At 63.3% G+C, this 18,162-nt stretch carries 15 protein-coding genes and 1 pseudogene; 10 read left to right on the top strand and 6 right to left on the bottom strand.

The annotated features are described in order from the left end of the window. From WM40_RS15920 to cls, 6 genes are all read left to right on the top strand, one after another. Nucleotides 1-742: aminotransferase class I/II-fold pyridoxal phosphate-dependent enzyme (locus WM40_RS15920; RefSeq protein WP_046153361.1), on the top strand; the 742-nt coding region annotated here is incomplete at its 5' end. A 70-nt stretch (nt 743-812) separates the two neighbouring features. Beyond that, entirely contained in the window at nt 813-1,649 is an 837-nt protein-coding gene (gene dapD / locus WM40_RS15925; RefSeq protein ID WP_024903104.1) for a 2,3,4,5-tetrahydropyridine-2,6-dicarboxylate N-succinyltransferase, read from the top strand. Next, complete coding sequence (locus tag WM40_RS15930; protein ID WP_036009283.1) at nt 1,649-2,002, top strand: arsenate reductase; 354 nt, start codon at nt 1,649-1,651, stop codon at nt 2,000-2,002. The genes dapD and WM40_RS15930 overlap by 1 nt, the downstream gene beginning before the upstream one ends. Nucleotides 2,003-2,012: 10 nt before the next feature. Then, nucleotides 2,013-3,176: a succinyl-diaminopimelate desuccinylase gene (gene dapE, locus WM40_RS15935; RefSeq protein WP_024903106.1), complete on the top strand. Its 1,164-nt coding sequence runs from the start codon at nt 2,013-2,015 to the stop codon at nt 3,174-3,176. An 80-nt stretch (nt 3,177-3,256) separates the two neighbouring features. After that, nucleotides 3,257-4,150 (top strand): 50S ribosomal protein L3 N(5)-glutamine methyltransferase, encoded by an 894-nt coding sequence (gene prmB, locus WM40_RS15940; protein ID WP_046153362.1) that lies wholly within the window; start codon nt 3,257-3,259, stop codon nt 4,148-4,150. Nucleotides 4,151-4,167: 17 nt separating this feature from the next. Beyond that, on the top strand, nt 4,168-5,628 hold the full coding sequence (cls, locus tag WM40_RS15945; RefSeq protein WP_236693551.1) for a cardiolipin synthase: 1,461 nt from the start codon (nt 4,168-4,170) through the stop codon (nt 5,626-5,628). Between the two features lie 8 nt (nt 5,629-5,636). On the opposite strand, the gene WM40_RS15950 is transcribed toward cls, so the two are convergent. After that, on the bottom strand, nt 5,637-6,158 hold the full coding sequence (locus tag WM40_RS15950; RefSeq protein WP_024903109.1) for a glutathione peroxidase: 522 nt from the start codon (nt 6,156-6,158) through the stop codon (nt 5,637-5,639). Between the two features lie 174 nt (nt 6,159-6,332). On the opposite strand from WM40_RS15950, the gene WM40_RS15955 reads away from it, so the two are divergent. Continuing rightward, entirely contained in the window at nt 6,333-8,483 is a 2,151-nt protein-coding gene (locus WM40_RS15955) for an ATP-binding cassette domain-containing protein (RefSeq protein ID WP_046153363.1), read from the top strand. 76 nt (nt 8,484-8,559) lie between these two features. Then, nucleotides 8,560-10,167 (top strand): peptide chain release factor 3, encoded by a 1,608-nt coding sequence (locus WM40_RS15960; protein WP_046153364.1) that lies wholly within the window; start codon nt 8,560-8,562, stop codon nt 10,165-10,167. Nucleotides 10,168-10,192: 25 nt separating this feature from the next. Here WM40_RS15960 and radA read toward each other — a convergent pair whose 3' ends face one another. Continuing rightward, a complete protein-coding gene (gene radA, locus WM40_RS15965; protein ID WP_046153387.1) occupies nt 10,193-11,578 on the bottom strand; it encodes a DNA repair protein RadA in 1,386 nt (461 codons plus the stop codon). Between the two features lie 322 nt (nt 11,579-11,900). Between radA and lplT the strand changes: the two genes are divergently transcribed. Further along, a complete protein-coding gene (gene lplT / locus WM40_RS15970) occupies nt 11,901-13,223 on the top strand; it encodes a lysophospholipid transporter LplT (RefSeq protein WP_024903113.1) in 1,323 nt (440 codons plus the stop codon). 34 nt (nt 13,224-13,257) lie between these two features. Continuing rightward, on the top strand, nt 13,258-14,172 hold the full coding sequence (gene thiD, locus WM40_RS15975) for a bifunctional hydroxymethylpyrimidine kinase/phosphomethylpyrimidine kinase (protein ID WP_157685824.1): 915 nt from the start codon (nt 13,258-13,260) through the stop codon (nt 14,170-14,172). An 81-nt stretch (nt 14,173-14,253) separates the two neighbouring features. Here thiD and WM40_RS15980 read toward each other — a convergent pair whose 3' ends face one another. The 4 genes and pseudogenes from WM40_RS15980 to tsaB all read right to left on the bottom strand — a co-directional run bounded on the left by WM40_RS15980 (nt 14,254) and on the right by tsaB (nt 18,058). Further along, complete coding sequence (locus WM40_RS15980; protein WP_082102844.1) at nt 14,254-15,606, bottom strand: DUF1853 family protein; 1,353 nt, start codon at nt 15,604-15,606, stop codon at nt 14,254-14,256. Next, nucleotides 15,590-16,207: pseudogene (locus WM40_RS32530) on the bottom strand (uracil-DNA glycosylase); the annotation flags it as partial. The pseudogene WM40_RS32530 and the gene WM40_RS15980, both read right to left, overlap by 17 nt. A 346-nt stretch (nt 16,208-16,553) precedes the next feature. Next, nucleotides 16,554-17,066, bottom strand: a complete 513-nt coding sequence (gene rimI, locus WM40_RS15990) for a ribosomal protein S18-alanine N-acetyltransferase (RefSeq protein ID WP_024903117.1) — start codon at nt 17,064-17,066, stop codon at nt 16,554-16,556. Continuing rightward, a complete protein-coding gene (gene tsaB, locus WM40_RS15995) occupies nt 17,063-18,058 on the bottom strand; it encodes a tRNA (adenosine(37)-N6)-threonylcarbamoyltransferase complex dimerization subunit type 1 TsaB (RefSeq protein ID WP_024903118.1) in 996 nt (331 codons plus the stop codon). Before tsaB ends, rimI begins: the two co-directional genes overlap by 4 nt. Between the last annotated feature and the right edge of the window lie 104 nt (nt 18,059-18,162).

Consider the following 18,162-nt stretch of genomic DNA (forward strand, 5'->3'; position numbering starts at 1 on the left):
AGACACCGTCTGGGCCAAGACGCAGCTTGTCTATGTCTGCTCGCCGGGCAACCCCACCGGTGCGACGCTGGACCTGGAAGGCTGGAAAGCGCTCTTCGCGCTGTCGGACAAGCATGGCTTCGTCATCGCCTCCGACGAGTGCTATTCCGAGATCTATTTCGGCGATACCCCACCGCTCGGCGCGTTGGAGGCCGCCCGGCTGCTGGGTCGAGGCGACGATCGGCTCCTAGCGTTCACGAGTTTGTCCAAACGCTCGAACGTACCGGGGCTGCGGTCCGGTTTCGTCGCCGGCGACGCGACGTTGATGCGCGCCTACCTGCTGTATCGCACCTATCACGGCAGCGCCTTGTCACCGACGGTACAGCAGGTCAGCATTGCCGCCTGGAGCGACGAGTCGCACGTCGAGGAAAACCGCGCCGCATATCGTCGCAAATTCGACATCGTCACGCCGATGCTGGCCGAGGTCCTCGACGTGGCATTGCCGGACGCGTCGTTCTATCTGTGGGCAAACGTGGCCCGCACGGGTTTGAGCGACATCGAATTCGCACGCGAGCTGTATGCGCGCCAACATGTGACCGTGCTGCCCGGGAGCTTTCTCGCGCGGGAATCGCAGGGCGTCAATCCGGGCGCGGGCTATGTGCGCCTCGCGCTGGTTGCCGGCGTCGAAGAATGTATCGAGGGCGCACGCCGCATCGTGGCGTTCTGCGCATCATGCACCGCTCCCGCCGCACCGACCCGATGAATTCGCGGGCGGCGTGCCGACGACGGCCCGCCGCCCGCCATCCCTAACCTATTTCACAACAAACCACGCCATGAGCCAAGATCTGCAAAACATCATCAATGCCGCCTGGGAAGACCGCGCCTCCCTGTCGCCCAAGCACGCACCCGCGGACATTCGCGACGCCGTGGCTAGCGCGCTGGCCAGTCTGGACGACGGCAGCGCGCGCGTCGCGCAGCCGGATGCATCGGCACCGGGCGGCTGGGTCGTCAATCAATGGCTGAAGAAGGCCGTGCTGTTGTCGTTCCGCCTCGCCGATAACGCGCCGATGCCCGCGGGAGGTTACACCCAGTTCTACGACAAGGTGCCAAGCAAGTTCGCGCACTACACACCAGCCGATTTCGAAGCGGGTGGTTTCCGCGTCGTGCCGCCCGCCATCGCGCGCCGCGGCGCCTACATCGCGAAGAACGTGGTCCTGATGCCGTCATACACGAATATCGGCGCTTACATCGATGAAGGCACGATGGTCGACACATGGGCGACGGTCGGCTCGTGCGCGCAGATCGGCAAGCATGTCCACCTGTCCGGTGGCGTCGGCATCGGTGGCGTGCTGGAACCGTTGCAAGCCAACCCGGTCATCATCGAGGACAATTGCTTCATCGGCGCACGCTCGGAGATTGTCGAAGGGGTGATCATCGAGAAGAACGCCGTGATCTCGATGGGCGTCTATATCGGCCAAAGCACGAAGATCTTCGATCGTGAAACCGGCGAAGTCCTGTATGGCCGCGTCCCGGCAGGGTCGGTCGTCGTGCCCGGCAGCCTGCCGTCGAAGGAAGGCAACTGCCAGTTGTACGCGGCGATCATCGTCAAGAAGGTCGACGAGAAGACCCGCGCCAAGACGGCGATCAACGAACTGCTGCGAGGCGACTGATGGCGCTGCGTGTCTACGGCATCCCGAATTGCTCGACCGTCAAGAAGGCGCGCGATTGGCTTACGTCGCACGGCCGGTCTTACGTTTTCCACGATTACAAGAAGGAAGGCATTGCACCGGAAACGCTGCAGGCGTGGTTGGGGGACGTGCCACTGGATACGCTGCTGAACCGGCGCGGCACTACATGGCGCGGGCTCGACGATGTACAGCGCGCGATTGCCGAGACACCGGCCGGCGCCGTGGCGCTGATGACGGAACATCCGTCGCTGATCAAACGCCCGGTGGTCGTGGGGGACGACGGCCATGTGAAGACGGTCGGGTTCTCGGATCCGATGTACACCGACGCCTTTTAAGGAATTCACGATGTCCGCTTCCCTGCCGTCCGCCACGCTGGTCCTGACGGAAGACCTGATTCGCCGCCAGTCGATCACCCCTGCCGACGAGGACTGCCAGGCAGTGCTCGCGGCGCGTCTGCGGGCCATCGGCTTCGAATGCGAGTCGCTCGTGTTCGGTGACGTGATCAACCTCTGGGCGGTGCGCCGGGGCACGGCCGGCACGCAGGGCAAGTTGCTCGTTTTCGCGGGCCACACCGATGTGGTGCCCACCGGTCCCCTCACGGCCTGGACCTCGCCGCCGTTCACGCCAACGCATCGTGACGGCAACCTGTACGGCCGCGGCGCCGCCGACATGAAAACGTCGATCGCGGGCTTTATCGTCGCAATCGAGGAATTCGTCGCGAGCCAGCCGGCGCATACGGGCAGCATCGCCTTGCTGATCACCAGCGACGAGGAAGGACCATCGAAGGATGGCACCGTCAAGGTCGTCGAGGCATTGCGCGCGCGCGGGGAGCGGCTTGACTATTGCGTCGTTGGCGAACCGACATCGGTCGATTCACTGGGCGACACGATCAAGAATGGCCGACGCGGCAGCCTGGGTGGTCGTCTGACGGTCAAGGGCATACAGGGGCATATCGCCTATCCGCATCTGGCGCGCAACCCGGTGCATATGGTCGCCCCGGCGCTGGCCATGTTGGCGGCCACCACCTGGGACCACGGCAACGACTATTTTCCGCCCACCAGTTGGCAGGTATCGAACATTCACGCCGGGACCGGAGCATCCAATGTGATCCCCGGCGACGCCGTCATCGATTTCAATTTCCGCTTCTCGACCGAGAACACGCCGGAGACGCTGAAAGCGCGCGTCGCGGCTATCCTCGCCGAATCCGGCCTGGCCGATACGGACTACGTGCTCGACTGGAACCTGAGCGGCATGCCGTTCCTGACGCCGAAAGGCAGCTTGTCCGAAGCATTGCGCCGGGCCATCCTCGACGAGACCGGCATCACTACCGCGTTGTCGACCACCGGTGGTACGTCGGACGGGCGATTCATCGCGACGTTATGTAAGCAAGTAGTCGAATTTGGCCCGGTCAACGCCAGTATTCACAAAATAGACGAACATATAGCATTGTCGGCGATCGATCCGTTGAAAAACATCTACCGGCGCGTGCTGGAGACGTTGATCGCCTAGCCGCGCGACGGCACGGCCGCGCACCTGAACGGTGCGGCGCCGCTCTGGCGCCGTACCTCCGCTCTCAAAAGGGATCCATCATGGCCACGCCTTATCCTTTCTCGACGTTGCGCGACGTGCTGCGTTTCGCGGTTACCCGTTTTGGCCAGGCCCATGTCGCCTTCGGTCATGGCAACGCGAACGCATACGACGAAGCCGCCTATCTGCTGCTCCATTCGCTCAGCCTCCCGCTGGACACCCTCGAACCGTTCCTGGATGCACGCCTGACCGATGACGAGATCGCGCATCTGATAACGCTGATCGAACGCCGCGCGACCGATCGTGTGCCGGCCGCCTACCTGACCGGCGAGGCCTGGATGCATGGCTATCGCTTCACGATCGATGAACGTGTGATCGTACCGCGCTCGCTCATCGGCGAATTGCTGGTCGAGCACCTGGCGCCATGGGTCAGCCGGCCGGACAACGTCCATCACGTCCTCGAGTTGTGTACCGGCTCGGGCTGCCTCTCGATCATCGCCGCCGACGCGTTTCCGGACGCCGAGATCGACGCGGTGGACCTGAGTGCCGATGCCTTGCAGGTGGCCGCGCAAAACGTCGCCGACTACGGGCTGGACGCACGCATCACGCTCCATGAAGGGGACCTGTACGCCGCGCTGCCACCGGGGCGCAAGTACGACCTCATCGTGACGAATCCGCCCTATGTCAATGCCGAATCGATGGCCGCATTGCCGCCGGAATACCGGCATGAACCCCAAATGGCCCTGCACGGCGGCGAGGACGGCATGGACCTTGTGCGCCGTATCATCGAAGAGGCGCGCGAGCATCTGAACGACGACGGCCTGTTGGTCGTCGAGATCGGCAACGAACGGCACCATGCCGAAGCGGCATTCGGTGGTCTGGATCTGGTATGGCTACCTACCAGTGCCGAGGACGACGCGGTATTCCTGATTCACGCCGCCGACCTGCCCGACTGACGCGAACGGCAGAAACCATGCGCATGCTGGGAATGCTGGCGCCGTTCGATTCGGTCGCCCTTGATATCGGTACGCTGGTCCTGCTGGTGCATATCGCCGGCGCGATGGCAGCTGTGCACGCCGTGGTCAACACGCGGACATCGCAGGGGGCGATCGCCTGGGCCGTCGCACTCGTGACGATGCCTTATCTGACGTTGCTGCCGTATTTATTCCTTGGCCAAAGCTATTTTCGCGGTTATGTCGATGCGCGACGAAGCGGCAACCGGCAACTGCGCAGCCTTGCGGCCCATCCACATACGCCCGCGGACCCCGACGCCTCGGCACGCGCCAAAGCCGCGCTCGGGCCCGGGGCGAAACGGGCATTCGACCGACTCAGCGGCATGCCCCTGCTGCCTGGAAACAAAGTGTCGTTGCTGGTCAACGGCACGCAGACCTTCAATACCATTCTCGCCGCGATCGATGGCGCGGAACGCTATGTCCTGGTGCAGTTCTTCGTCATCCGGGATGACACGCTCGGACGGCGCCTGCATCGGGCGCTGACATTGGCCGCAAAGCGTGGCGTCGCGGTTTTCCTGCTGTATGACGGCATCGGCTCGCACAAGCTGTCGCGCGAATACGTCACGTCGTTGCGCACCGCCGGCGTACAGACGCACAAGTTCGCGACCCGACGCTTCGTCAATCGCTTCCAGCTCAATTTTCGCAATCATCGGAAGATCGTCGTCATCGACGGCCGGCGTGCGTTCGTCGGGGGCCACAACGTCGGTGACGAATACCTGGGGGAGACCTTCCCGCTCTCGCCGTGGCGCGACACCCATATCGACCTCGTCGGCCCGGTGGTATCGAGTATCCAGTTCAGCTTTGTCGAGGATTGGTTCTGGGCCACCCGCCGCGTGCCGGATCTGGTCCGGTGCGAACAGAACGACAGCGCGAATATGTGCTGCCAGTCCATCGCCAGTGGACCCGCCGACGAATTCGAGACATGTTCGTTGTTCTTCGTGACGGCGATCAATGCCGCGCAGTCGCGGATCTGGCTGACCAGTCCCTATTTCGTGCCGGACGAAGCGGTGTTCTCGGCGTTGAAGCTGGCAGTGATGCGCGGGGTGGATGTCCGTATCCTGATCCCGTCGCGACGCGACCATCTGGTGGTCTTTTCCGCATCCAACGTCTATGTCTCGGAAGCCGTGCGCGCCGGTGTGCGGATGTTTCGCTACCAGCCCGGCTTCCTGCATCAGAAGGTGGTGCTGATCGACGACGTGGCCGCCGCCATCGGCAGCCCGAATCTCGACAACCGGTCATTTCGGCTGAACTTCGAATGTACCGTTCTGACGGTCGATCGCGGGTTCGCAGCCGATGTGGAAGCCATGCTCGTCGAGGATTTCTCCCATGCCAACGAAGTCAGCGACAATGAGTTTGCCAATTTTCCCGCGTGGCAGCGCGCGGCAATGCGCGTCGCCTGCCTGTTTTCACCGATCTTGTAAGCGCAGATTCAGCCAACGACATCTGGCATCGAGTTATCCGGCGCGGTGCCGAGCAATTTCTCGATGTCATGCGCGATGGCGTCCGGTTTGGTGATCGGCGCATAGCGCTCGACCACGTGCCCCCTGCGGTCGACGAGGAATTTTGTAAAATTCCACTTGATGCCTTCCGTTCCCAGCACACCGGGACGGCTTCCCGTCAGCCAGCGAAACAACGGATGGGCACCGGTGCCATTGACCTCGATTTTCTCGAACACCGGGAACGTGAGACCAAAGTTTTGCGTGCAGAAATCGCCGATCTGCTGGCTGTCCCCCGGTTCCTGCCGCCCGAACTGGTTGCAAGGAAACGCCAGGACCTCGAAACCGCGATCCGCGTACCGCGTATGTAATTGCTGCAGCCCCGCGTACTGCGGTGTAAACCCGCAGTGGCTGGCCGTGTTGACGATCAGCAACACCTTGCCGGCGTAGCGCGACAGGTCCACGGCGGTGCCGTCCAGCGAGTTTGCGGTGAAGTCGTAGATATCGTGTGTCACGGTGTCATCGTCATTACAGTCATACGGCGGCGCCGCGTTTTTCCCCGGCGCTCGCCCCCTGCCCGCCAGTGTATTGCACTCCGGTCACTTCTGCTGCCCTTGCACTCGCGCCGCGCGGAGTAGAATAGCGGTCTTTGCCTCGGGCGCCGTGCGCCTGAATTACCCACACCGCCCGTGATTCGCTTCCAACAGTTCACTCTTGCCCGCGGCACCAAGCCGCTTTTCGACAACGCGACGTTCACGCTGAACCCCGGGGAAAAGGCCGGGTTGATCGGCGCCAACGGCGCGGGCAAGTCCACGCTGTTCTCCGTACTGCTCGGACGCCTGCATCCCGATGGCGGCGATGCGTCGTTCCCGCCCACCTGGCAGGTCGCCCACGTCTCCCAGGAAACCCCCGCCGTTGCGCGGACGGCCGTGGAATATACGCTCGATGGCGATGCGGAATTGCGTGAGATCGAAGCACGCATTGCCGCAGCGTCCGCCTCGGGAGACGGCGAGGCGGAAGCGCTGGCCCACGGCGCATACGCGGACGCCGACGGCTATACGGCCGCCTCGCGCGCCGAAACGCTGCTGGCGGGTCTGGGCTTCTCGCAAGCCGAAATGCATCGTCCCGTGACCAGTTTCTCGGGCGGCTGGCGGATGCGTCTGAATTTGGCACAGGCACTGATGTGCCGCTCCGACCTGTTGCTGCTGGATGAGCCCACCAATCACTTGGACCTGGACGCGATCGTCTGGCTGGAAGACTGGCTGCGGCGCTATTCTGGGACGATCGTCGTGATCTCGCACGATCGCGAATTCCTGGACGCGGTCACGAATGTGACGCTGCATCTGGAAAATCGGCAGATCAAGCGCTACGGTGGTAACTATACGCAGTTTGAAACACAACGCGCGCAGCATATCCTGCTGCAACAAAGCGCTTATGCGAAACAGCAGAAAACCGTTGCCCATCTGCAGCACTTCATCGATCGATTCAAGGCAAAGGCAACCAAGGCGCGTCAAGCGCAAAGCCGCGTCAAGGCCTTGGAGCGCATCGAGATGATCGCGCCGGTCTATGCGTCGTCCCCGTTCACTTTCTCGTTCCGCGAGCCGGACCGCGCGCCAAACCCGATGCTCGTGGTCGAGGACGTCGATTGTGGTTATGGCCCCCGCGTCGCGGAGGACGATCACGGCGACGTCCACGCCACGCCGGTCACCCCAACCGATGGCGAAGTCATCCGCATCCTGGGCGATGTCAATCTCTCGATCCAGAACGAACAACGGATCGGCCTGCTGGGGGCCAACGGTCAGGGTAAGTCGACGCTGATCAAGACCTTGTTCGGCGAACTCGCTCCGCTGCAGGGCGAAGTACGTCGTGGCAAGGGTCTCGTCATCGGCTACTTCGCACAGCACCAGTTGGAAACGCTGCGAGAAGACGACAGTCCGCTGATGCACCTCACGCGTATCGCCGGCGGCGCACGGGAGCAGGAACTGCGCAACTTCCTGGGCAGCTTCAATTTCCATGGCGACATGGCGACATCGCCCGTGCGGCCGTTCTCAGGCGGGGAAAAAGCCCGTCTCGCGCTGGCGCTGATCATCTGGACCAAGCCGAACCTGTTATTGCTGGATGAACCGACAAACCACCTCGACCTGGAAACGCGCCACGCACTAACCACCGCGCTGGCCCAATTCGACGGCACGCTGATCCTGGTGTCCCACGATCGCCATCTGTTGCGTGCGACCACCGACGCGTTCCTGCTCGTGGGCGACGGCAAGGTCGCGCCGTTCGACGGCGACCTCGATGATTACAAACGCTGGTTGCTGGATGCGACCAAAGCGCGCGCGCAAGGCGGGGCCGCGCCGAAGCCGGCCAAGACGAGCGCCGAAGGCAACCGCCAGGAGTCGCGCGCCGATGAGAAGATGCGCGGCGTCACCAGACCGGCGGCACCAACGTCCGCTCCTCCGGCACCCGGTGAGCCGGCGGCATCCTCGGCGATCGTTACCCGTGCGGCAGCCACGCCCGGTCCGGTGGTCGACCCGGCGGCGCGCAAGGAGCAGCGCAAGCTCGACGCACAGGCACGCCAGCATGTCGCCGCCCAGCGCAAGCCTCTGCAGAAGCGGATCGAGACGCTGGAACGCGAACTCGAGAAACTGAATACGGAAAAAGCCGGGTGTGACGCGTTTATAGCCGATCCCGGCAGCTATGAGGCGCAGCACAAGGCGGCCCTGACGGACACGCTGCGCCGCCAGGGCGAATTGGCCGCACGAATCGGCGCGGTGGAAACCGACTGGATGGCGGCCCTCGAAGCATTGGAAATGCTGGACGCCACCATCACGGCCGCATCCTGACTCTGTTTGCAGGTCATTTCAGCCTGCATACCGCCCTTTATTTGACGCAGTATTTGACTCAGCCCACCCCGTCATCATGTCCGACGTATCGAACGAAGTGAATCGCCGCCGCACGTTCGCGGTGATTTCCCACCCTGACGCAGGGAAGACCACACTGACCGAGAAACTGTTGCTGTTCTCGGGCGCCATCCATATCGCAGGTGCCGTAAAAGGCCGCAAGAGCGCGCGTTACGCGACCTCGGACTGGATGGAAATCGAAAAACAACGCGGCATCTCGGTCGCCAGCTCGGTGATGCAGTTCGAGTACGGCGACGCCGTCATCAACCTGCTCGACACACCGGGCCACCAGGACTTCTCCGAAGATACCTACCGTGTATTGACCGCGGTGGATGCGGCGGTGATGGTGATCGACGGCGCGAACGGCGTGGAAGCACAGACGTTGAAGCTGCTGGAGGTCTGTCGCCGCCAGAACACGCCGATCATCACATTCGTCAACAAGCTCGACCGCGACGTCCGTGCGCCACTCGACCTGCTGAGCGAAGTCGAACATCACCTGGGCGTGGCCGCCATCCCGTTTTCCTGGCCCGTGGGTACGGGGAAGGATTTCCGCGGCGTCTACGACCTTCGCCGGGAACAGATTCGCCTCTTCCGTGCAGGGCAGGACACCCGCAACGACGACACGGTCACGCTTCAAGGACTCGAGGATCCGCGCGCCGTCGAGCAGTTCGGCGACACCTGGACGCGTGCGAAGGACGAGATCGAGCTGATCACCGGCGCCTCGCCGGAACTCTCGCGCGAAGCCTTCCTCGCCGGCAGGCAATCGCCGGTGCTGTTCGGCTCCGCGATCAACAACTTTGGTATTCGCGAGATCCTCGATGCGCTGGTCGAACTGGCCCCCCCGCCCAAGGTCCGCGCCGCCGTGCAACGGCCGGTGGAGCCGGTGGAGCCGCGTTTCACCGGCATGGTATTCAAGGTGCAGGCGAACATGGACCCGCAGCACCGGGACCGCGTGGCGTTCGTCCGCGTCTGCTCGGGGCGTTTCGAGCGCGGCATGGCGTTGACGATTACGCGCTCGGGCAAGAAGATCAAGACCAGCAACGTGGTCAGCTTTCTGTCGCAGCGTCGCGAACTAACTGAGGAAGCCTATCCGGGCGACATTATCGGCATCCCCAATCACGGCGTGCTGTGCCTGGGCGATACGTTGACCGAAGGCGAAGCGCTGACGTTCTCGGGCTTGCCGTTTTTCTCGCCAGAAATCTTCCAGACCGTGGAAGCGAAAGACCCGATGCGTGCCAAGCAACTGGGCGAGGCATTGCGGCATCTCAGCGAGGAAGGCGCGATCCAGGTGTTCCGCCCCATGGCAGGCGGCCCGATTCTGCTGGGTGCCGTCGGTGCGCTGCAGTTCGAAGTGGTCTCACACCGGCTCGCCGGCGAATATCGCGTGGACGTCCGCTTCTCGCCGTCACGCTATCGTCTGTCACGCTGGGTGTCGTCCACGGATGCGGCGGCGATGCAGAAATTCATCAAGTTCAATAATGGTCGCATGGCCTACGACGCCGCCGAACAGATGACGCTGCTCGCCGCGCATCAATCCGAAATCCAGGCGCTGAAAGAGACGTATCCCGCGGTCTCATTCGGCGAGATGCGCGAAATGTCGGGGGCCGTGGTCAGCAAGATCGGTTGATCCCCGCATAAGCGGGAATGCGGCGTTATTCCAACTCACGCGCACGGTCGATCGCCTGTTCGATGCGCTCGACGGCAATGACCGTCAAGCCCTCGATTGGCTGCTTTGGCACATTGGCCTTTGGCACGATCGCCTGCGTGAACCCCAGCTTCGCCGCTTCTTTCAGTCGATCCTGCCCGCGCGGCGACGGCCGGATCTCACCGGCCAGGCCAACTTCCCCAAATGTCACGAGCCCCTTCGGCAGCGGCTTGTTCCGCATGGACGAATGGATCGCAAGCAGGACCGCCAGGTCGACTGCCGGCTCGCTGATCTTCACCCCCCCTACCGCGTTCAGGAACACGTCCTGATCGAAGCAGGCAATGCCCGCATGCCGATTCAACACCGCCAGCAACATCGCCAGCCGGTTCTGCTCCAGCCCTACCGTCAGGCGCCGCGGATTAGGCACATGCGAACTGTCGACCAGCGCCTGAATCTCGACTAGCAACGGTCGCGTGCCTTCCTGCGTCACAAGGACGCAGGAGCCGGGCACCGTATGCTCGTGCTGAGACAGAAACAACGCCGACGGATTCGAGACACCCCGCAGCCCCCGCTCCGTCATGGCAAAGACGCCCAGCTCGTTGACGGCGCCAAAGCGGTTCTTGATCGCCCGGATCAGCCGGAACGACGAGTGTGTATCGCCCTCGAAATATAGTACGGTATCAACGATATGTTCGAGTACACGCGGCCCCGCCAGCGCGCCCTCTTTGGTCACATGGCCGACCATGATGATGGTCACGCCGGTCTGTTTTGCCAGCCGCGTCAACTGCGCGGCACACTCGCGCACCTGCGCGACCGAGCCGGGCGCCGAGGTCAATGCCTCCGAATAGACGGTCTGAATCGAGTCGATCACCGCGACGGCCGGTCGTTCGGCATCGATCGCCAGCTGGATTTTTTCGAGCTGGATTTCCGCGAACAACCGCAACGCGCCCGCGCCTTTCTCCGTGCGGCCGTCTTCCAGCAGCCCGAGCCGCTCCGCCCGAAGGGCGATCTGCGCATCGGATTCCTCGCCGCTGACATAGAGCACCTTGCGCGCCTCGCCAAGCGACGCGAGCGCCTGCAGCAAGAGGGTGGACTTGCCGATACCCGGATCACCGCCGATCAGCACCACGCCGCCGCTGACCAGCCCGCCACCCAGCACGCGGTCGAATTCACCGATTCCCGTGGCATAGCGTGGCACATCGGCTGATTCGATTTCATGCAGCGACCGTACCGGCGACGACTTGGTCAGCGCCTGGAAACGGTGCGCGGATGGCGTTTCAGCCACGCCTTCGACCAGCGTGTTCCACGCGCCGCAACCCGGGCACTGGCCGCTCCACTTCGGTGATTGGTTGCCGCACGCGGTACAGCTATAGGTAGTCTTGATCTTGGCCAATGCAGCATCCGGAAAAAGCGTCCTCAACCCACCGCCGCGAGCCGTGTCAAAATAGGCCGAAAGCATGAGCAAGGAATGTAAGGGGCCAGCGCGACGGGCACGATCCCGACGTGCGGTTTGATTGCCGTATTTTCGTGTTATAAAGCCGGGCGCACAATCGTTTCGCGCTCGGAATTGCTTACGGAACCGCCATCCGGCAGGGGGCCTACCATTCGGCTTACCGTATCGGGCCCGACCCGCGCGCCGTCGCAGCGGGTGCCCATGGATTTCAGTACGCGGCCCTACCCCTCCGCGAAGACATGACAGGACAGCAAGCTATCCGATGAAAAAAGGGTTTTACACGATCATGGCGGCGCAGTTTTTCTCGTCGCTTGCGGACAGTGCGCTGTTGATTGCCGCCATTGCCGTATTGAATAGCGACCATGCGCCCGCCTGGATGACGCCGCTACTGAAACTATTCTTTGTGCTGTCTTACGTGGTCCTGGCGGCCTTTGTTGGCGCATACGCCGACTCCCGGCCAAAAGGTCGCGTAATGTTCACCACCAACCTCATCAAGGTCTTCGGCTGCCTGATCATGCTGACTGGGGGCCACCCGCTCTTCGCCTACGGGGTTGTCGGCTTTGGCGCAGCCGCCTATTCGCCGGCAAAGTACGGCATTCTGACCGAATTGCTGCCGCCCGAAAAACTGGTGGCCGCCAATGGCTGGATAGAGGGAACGACCGTTTCATCGATCATCCTGGGTACTGTCCTCGGGGGCGCCCTAATCAGCCCGGCGTTGTCGCACCATATCACGCAGCTTGATATTCCCGGGATTCGCACACACGCCGACGCGGCGATTCTGGTGATCACGTTCGTCTATGCGCTCGCGGCCGCGTTCAACCTCGGCATCCCGGATACCGGCGCGCGTTATCCGGAGCAGGCGCACGAACCGATCAAGCTCATCCGTGATTTTGCCGACTGCTTTGTCATGTTGTGGCGTGACAAACTGGGACAGATTTCACTGGCGGTGACCACGTTGTTCTGGGGCGCCGGCGCGACCCTGCAATTCATCGTATTGAAATGGGCCGAAGTCGCCCTGGGCATGACGCTCTCGCAAGGCGCGGTGCTACAGGCGATCTTTGCCGTGGGCGTGGCCGTCGGCGCAATGGCCGCGGCGGCCCGCATCCCCCTGCACCGCTCGCTCGCGGTGCTTCCGGTCGGCGTGGCGATGGGGTTAGGCGTCACGCTGATGGCGTTCTTCACGCGGGATATTTTTCCACACCATTGGATCGTCCCCATCGGGCGTCATGGCGTGCAGGCTTATCTCTTCGCGGCCTACGTTTTCCTGTTGATCGTCGGTGCGATGGCGGGCTTTTTTGTCGTGCCCATGAACGCGCTGCTACAACACCGCGGCTATGTGCTGCTGTCTGCCGGCCACTCCATTGCCGTGCAAAACTTCAACGAGAATCTGTCCGTTCTCGTCATGTTGTGTTTGTATGCGGTCTTGATCTGGTTGAATACCCCGGTGCGATTGGTCATCATCTTGTTTGGCTTGTTCGTTAGTATCGCCATGGCATTGGTCATGCTATTGCACCGCCGCAACCAGCGTCGACACGATCTCCAGTCCCTGATTGGCGAGGCACGGCACGACGACCCCGCGCATTGAATCCACGCGCCGGGTTACCCTACCGGAGCATACGATGGCACATCGCATTGCGAACATCCTGACGATCGCCGGTTCCGATTCGAGCGGCGGCGCCGGCATCCAGGCCGACTTGAAAACCTTCTCCGCGCTGGGTGCTTACGGTGCCAGCGTGATCACCGCTCTGACCGCGCAGAACACGCGGGGTGTGCACGCGGTCTTCGTTCCCCCCGTCGACATCGTCGCGGCCCAGCTCGATGCCGTGTTCCGCGACCTGCGTCTGGATGCCGTCAAGATCGGCATGCTGGCAAGCCGCGATAACGTCCTAGCTGTCGCGGAGGCATTGCAACGCTGGCGTCCCCGGTTCGTCGTGCTGGACCCGGTGATGGTGTCGTCCAGCGGGCGTCGCCTGCTCGCATCGGACGCCATCATCGCCTTGCGCGAGGTGCTGATTCCCCACGTGACGTTGTTGACGCCCAATCTGGCTGAAGCGGCAGTGCTTCTTGACCAGGGGCATGCCGTTGATGACGAGCAGATGGTTGCACAGGGCCAGGCGTTACGCGCGCTAGGCGTTCAGGCGGTGCTGATGAAGGGGGGGCATCTGGCAGGGGAACAAAGCCCGGACTGGCTCGTCGAAGCGGGTGGTAAAGCGAAATTCGGCGCCGCGCGCGTGCCAACTCGCTCGACGCATGGAACGGGTTGCACACTATCAGCGGCGATTGCCGTGCTTCGACCACAACGACTGGACCTGCCCACGGCGGTCAGTGACGCGAAGTCCTATCTTACCAACGCGCTCATCCACGCCGATCGTCTCTCGGTTGGTGGCATGGCCTTGCGCGATACCGGAGAATCCGCCGCGGCCGCGCCAGCAAGGCCCGCACCGGAACCGCTACGACCCGATGCACCGGATAGCCACGCCGAGGCGATTGCGTTCGGACACGGTCCGGTGCATCACTTCCACCCTTTCTGGTAACGTCGCACCGACCGACCGCGGCACTGTCCCATCGGGTCGACGCGTACAGACCGCGTTGGTGTTGGCTACCCGATTGCCCCCTCAGCCCGGTGTGGGCAAACGGCTGAATACGCGCGCACGCGCCGGCCAACTGTCTGGCACGATGAAGCCCCGCGACATCTCGCGAGCGGGTTGACCGGGTATGGGCGGCGTCAACGCGGCCACCTGACGCGGCATTGACGCGGAAAGCAGGCCGCTATCGAAATGCGCGTGCAGCATTCGGGCAAAGGCGATTGCATCGTAGATTCGTCCTGGTGACGCCTCGACATCACCATGGTCCGCGCCATCGGCCGACGGGTTTCCGGAAGCAGCCTTGGCGCGCATGCCGACGCGCGGGTCGGTGCCGTGCCCTACTTCGGGATCGTCGAGTCGCAACGGTGCCAGCCAATCCATTCGCTCAAGACTGGTCCAGCGGCAATCGGCCTGGCAGCTCCAGGTCAACCACTCGCTGAGCGTCGCCCACCAGCCACGCGGATGATCGGTTGCCAGTGCCGGCACATCCGCGCCGCAATCAACGCGCTGCCACCGCGTCAATGGATAGAACAATCGCCCCTTGACGAACATTCGCGGCGCCCACGGCCCTGGCGCCAACGCCTGCAATGCGGGATGCGCGCTCAGTGGCAATTGATGGTTCAACAGGCGCTGCAGCTTCCAATCGAAACGATCCGCCAATCCGGCGCCGACGTAACGATCGCACCCCCGCAAATCCGGCTGTCCGCTGACCGGGGCGCCAACCACGTGTTGTCCATCGATTTCAAGATAGAACTTGACGGCGAGTTCCCAGTGTTCGAAGGCACCGGTGGGCGTCTCGAACAACGCATCACATTCGCCCAGGGTTCTCCCCCCTGGCTGCGGCTCCCTCACGGCCAGGCCTATCGCTTTGCGCTTCAGGGCAGGCACCTCGGCCAACCATGCGGCAAAGAGACGTTCGGCGTAACGGCCGAGCCGCCGCTCGCGACCGCTCGCCTGCGTTGCCGCAAGCGGCGCCGGAGCCTGTTCAAGGCGTTGCAATAGCCGAACCATCGCCATCGCCGGATCCGGACCGAACAAGCGCGGCGACATCGGATCGGCCAACAAATCCCCGAAGGCGCTTCGCGCGAGCAGCGTGGGCGAGCGCAACAGCCAGGACAGGTCCCGCACGGCCTGTTCGGTGAAATCGGTGGTCCGCGGCAAGGCACCTTGCGCGGCGTCACGCCGCGCACTTCGGTGCGAGGGTCCTTCACGCCACTGCCGCGCCCGACGGGACAAGGGCGGCGCTTGGCTGGCGGCCGCCCATCGACGCGCCCGGCGTACCGCTTCATAGGCTTCGAAGATGCCGAGATCCATCGCCCCGGTGTCGGGCGATCCGGCTACTGAATCGCCAATGCCGGCATCCGGCCTAGCGCGGGAAGACATCACGTGCCCGGCACAGGTCTTCCCATACCTTGGCCTTGTCCGATGGCGTACGTAGCAGATAGGCCGGGTGGTAGGTCACGACAACCGGAACACCTTCGTAGTGGTGAACGCGTTGCGGGGCGATGGCATTACCGCTTTCCGCTGGTCCACCCCGATGTTCCGCGGCATTGATCCGGCGCAACGCGCCAATCGTCGCGTCACTGCGCAGCAGCGCCTGTGCCGCGAAACGTCCGAGCGCCACGATCACCTTCGGCTGGATGAGGGCGATCTGGCGCTGCAGGTAGCCTTCACAGGCGGCAATCTCATCTGGCAGCGGGTCACGGTTGCCGGGCGGGCGACACTTGACGACATTTGCAATGAAGACGTTGTTGTCACGCTGCAGTCCCAGCGCGCGCAGCATGTTGTCGAGCAACTTGCCCGCTTGCCCGACGAACGGTTCACCTTGCTCATCCTCATTGGCCCCCGGCCCCTCGCCTACGAACAGCCAGTCGGCCCGTGGATCGCCAACACCGAAGACCACTTTTTTTCGCGTCTCGCAAAGGCGACAGGCCTGGCAAACCTGCGCGCGCGCGCGCAAGTCCTCGAAACCCAGCGTCGCGAGAGTCGATCCGTCCGAAGCCATCGGATGCGACACGGCGTCAATGACATCCGGCACGCGAACGTGATCCGCAAGCACTTCGTCACGACCCGGCACCGGCAAGGCAACCACGTCCCCGGCGGCATGGTCATCCACGGCAATCCCGGCATCCGGTGCGTCGGTAGCGGCATGATTCGCAAGACCCACCGGCGCGTCCGGTACGGACGCCGTCGTCTCCCTGGCCGTGCGCAAACGCCAGGTTACGGACAGGCCGAACACTTCCAGGACCGGATCGAGCATATCCGAGCCGCCGGCATGCGACGCATGACCACGCGCCCTCGCCACGATCGATGGATCCGGCCGATCCCGGTCAGACGGCGGCGTCATGGCCTGGCTCCCGTTTGACTTTGACACGCATCACGATTGCGTCCTCGCGTGTATTGTTGCGCGCTGGATAGTAGTTGCGTCGCCGCCCGATTTCATGAAAACCAAACCGTTCATACAGACGGATCGCATGGGTATTCGACGGACGGACCTCAAGCAGTACCGCATGAATATCGCGCGATAGCGCCACCCGGCGCGCATCGGCCAGCAACTGCTGGCCGATGCCCCGCCCCTGGTGCATCGGCGCGACACACAGGTTCAACACATGCAGATCGTCGACCGCCGGCATCAGCACCGCGTAACCGGCCAGTTCGCCACCGGCACGTTCAGCAATACGACCGACATAACCGGACTTCAACGAATCCAGAAAATTGACATCGGTCCACGGAAATTCATAAGCCCGATGCTCGATCGCCATGATTGCAGGGATATCTCCCGACATCATGTCCCGGATAAGGATTGGCATGCCGGCTGGAGCCGGTGCCGGTTGCGCGCTCATGCCCCTGCCTCCTTCGATGCGAGCCTGGCCTCCTTGACGGCCAGCCGCTCCTGCGTGGTCAAGGCGACCTTGTCCCGCACATAGCGTGGCTGCGCCATCGCGGCCGCCACGGCCCCTCCCGCATGCCAGCGGCGCCACCCCAACGCCGCCAGCGCCATCGGTTCCGGCCAGGCTCCCTCGTCGCACCATGCAGCTGATCCACGCAATCGCAACCCCTCGCCGAAAATCGCCGCGGCATTGCCCGCCAGCAGGAAACCGGGCGGATGCGCTTGCAGTGCCTCCGGCGCCGCGACGTGTGCCGGCACCTCGACCCGCCATTCGCCGTCATCGTGACCACCGCCATCAATCGGCTGCCATGAAAACGCAGCAGCGTAACACTCCCCCATCCTTGCATCGACAGCCGTATAAACGTGCGTTCCATGCCGCACGGGTGATGGATGGGCATCCGCGGCCGACCGCAGGCGCGCCGATTCCGCACAGACCATCAGCGTGTCCAGCGGGACGACGGGCATGTCGTTCGCAAATGCGAGGCCTTGCGCCACGCCGGTTGCGGTACGAACACCGGTGAAGGAGCCGGGGCCTTCGCCCACCGCGATGGCGCCAACCGATTGAAGCGTGATGCCCGCAGTGTCGAGTATGGCTTGCACCATTGGCAGCAAAGCCTCGCTCGACACCGCGCCGGTGCGCCGCCAGCAGGCGGCGATCCGCGCCCCGGGGACGATATCGTCCCGTATCGCAAGGTTCGGCACATCCGTGTTGTCATTCGCCGGCCGGGCGACGGATACCGGTGCCACTGGCTCGGACAGGTCTGTCGATGGCAACGGCAGGCATACCGCGACGGCGCAGGCGTCGGTCGACGTATCGATGGCGAGCAATGCCGCGCGCGTGGATGCGCGAACGACAACCGGAAAGGCTGGACGAAGCGCCATGGCATCGACTGGAACGTCGGTCGATCCCATGACAGCGGGGCGATGTGAAGCGGTACGATTCATTCGCGCATTGTACCTTCCCGGTCGCTGGCGTAGGAGCAGAGGTACTACTCGGGGCGATTCGGACCCGGGCCATCGCCGGCACGCGTAGGATAGGTCCGGTACGT

This window comes from Robbsia andropogonis, assembly GCF_000970345.1.
Lineage (GTDB): Bacteria > Pseudomonadota > Gammaproteobacteria > Burkholderiales > Burkholderiaceae > Robbsia > Robbsia andropogonis.

What these genes read in the sequence shown, in the direction of transcription:
- cls (WP_236693551.1), top strand. Translation starts at nt 4,168, where the DNA reads ATGCGCATGCTGGGAATGCTGGCGCCGTTCGATTCGGTCGCCCTTGAT.
- rimI (WP_024903117.1), bottom strand. Translation starts at nt 17,066, where the DNA reads ATGAGCGCGCAACCGGCACCGGCTCCAGCCGGCATGCCAATCCTTATC.
- dapE (WP_024903106.1), top strand. Translation starts at nt 2,013, where the DNA reads ATGTCCGCTTCCCTGCCGTCCGCCACGCTGGTCCTGACGGAAGACCTG.
- dapD (WP_024903104.1), top strand. Translation starts at nt 813, where the DNA reads ATGAGCCAAGATCTGCAAAACATCATCAATGCCGCCTGGGAAGACCGC.
- lplT (WP_024903113.1), top strand. Translation starts at nt 11,901, where the DNA reads ATGAAAAAAGGGTTTTACACGATCATGGCGGCGCAGTTTTTCTCGTCG.
- prmB (WP_046153362.1), top strand. Translation starts at nt 3,257, where the DNA reads ATGGCCACGCCTTATCCTTTCTCGACGTTGCGCGACGTGCTGCGTTTC.
- thiD (WP_157685824.1), top strand. Translation starts at nt 13,258, where the DNA reads ATGGCACATCGCATTGCGAACATCCTGACGATCGCCGGTTCCGATTCG.
- WM40_RS15980 (WP_082102844.1), bottom strand. Translation starts at nt 15,606, where the DNA reads ATGTCTTCCCGCGCTAGGCCGGATGCCGGCATTGGCGATTCAGTAGCC.
- WM40_RS15930 (WP_036009283.1), top strand. Translation starts at nt 1,649, where the DNA reads ATGGCGCTGCGTGTCTACGGCATCCCGAATTGCTCGACCGTCAAGAAG.
- tsaB (WP_024903118.1), bottom strand. Translation starts at nt 18,058, where the DNA reads ATGAATCGTACCGCTTCACATCGCCCCGCTGTCATGGGATCGACCGAC.
- WM40_RS15960 (WP_046153364.1), top strand. Translation starts at nt 8,560, where the DNA reads ATGTCCGACGTATCGAACGAAGTGAATCGCCGCCGCACGTTCGCGGTG.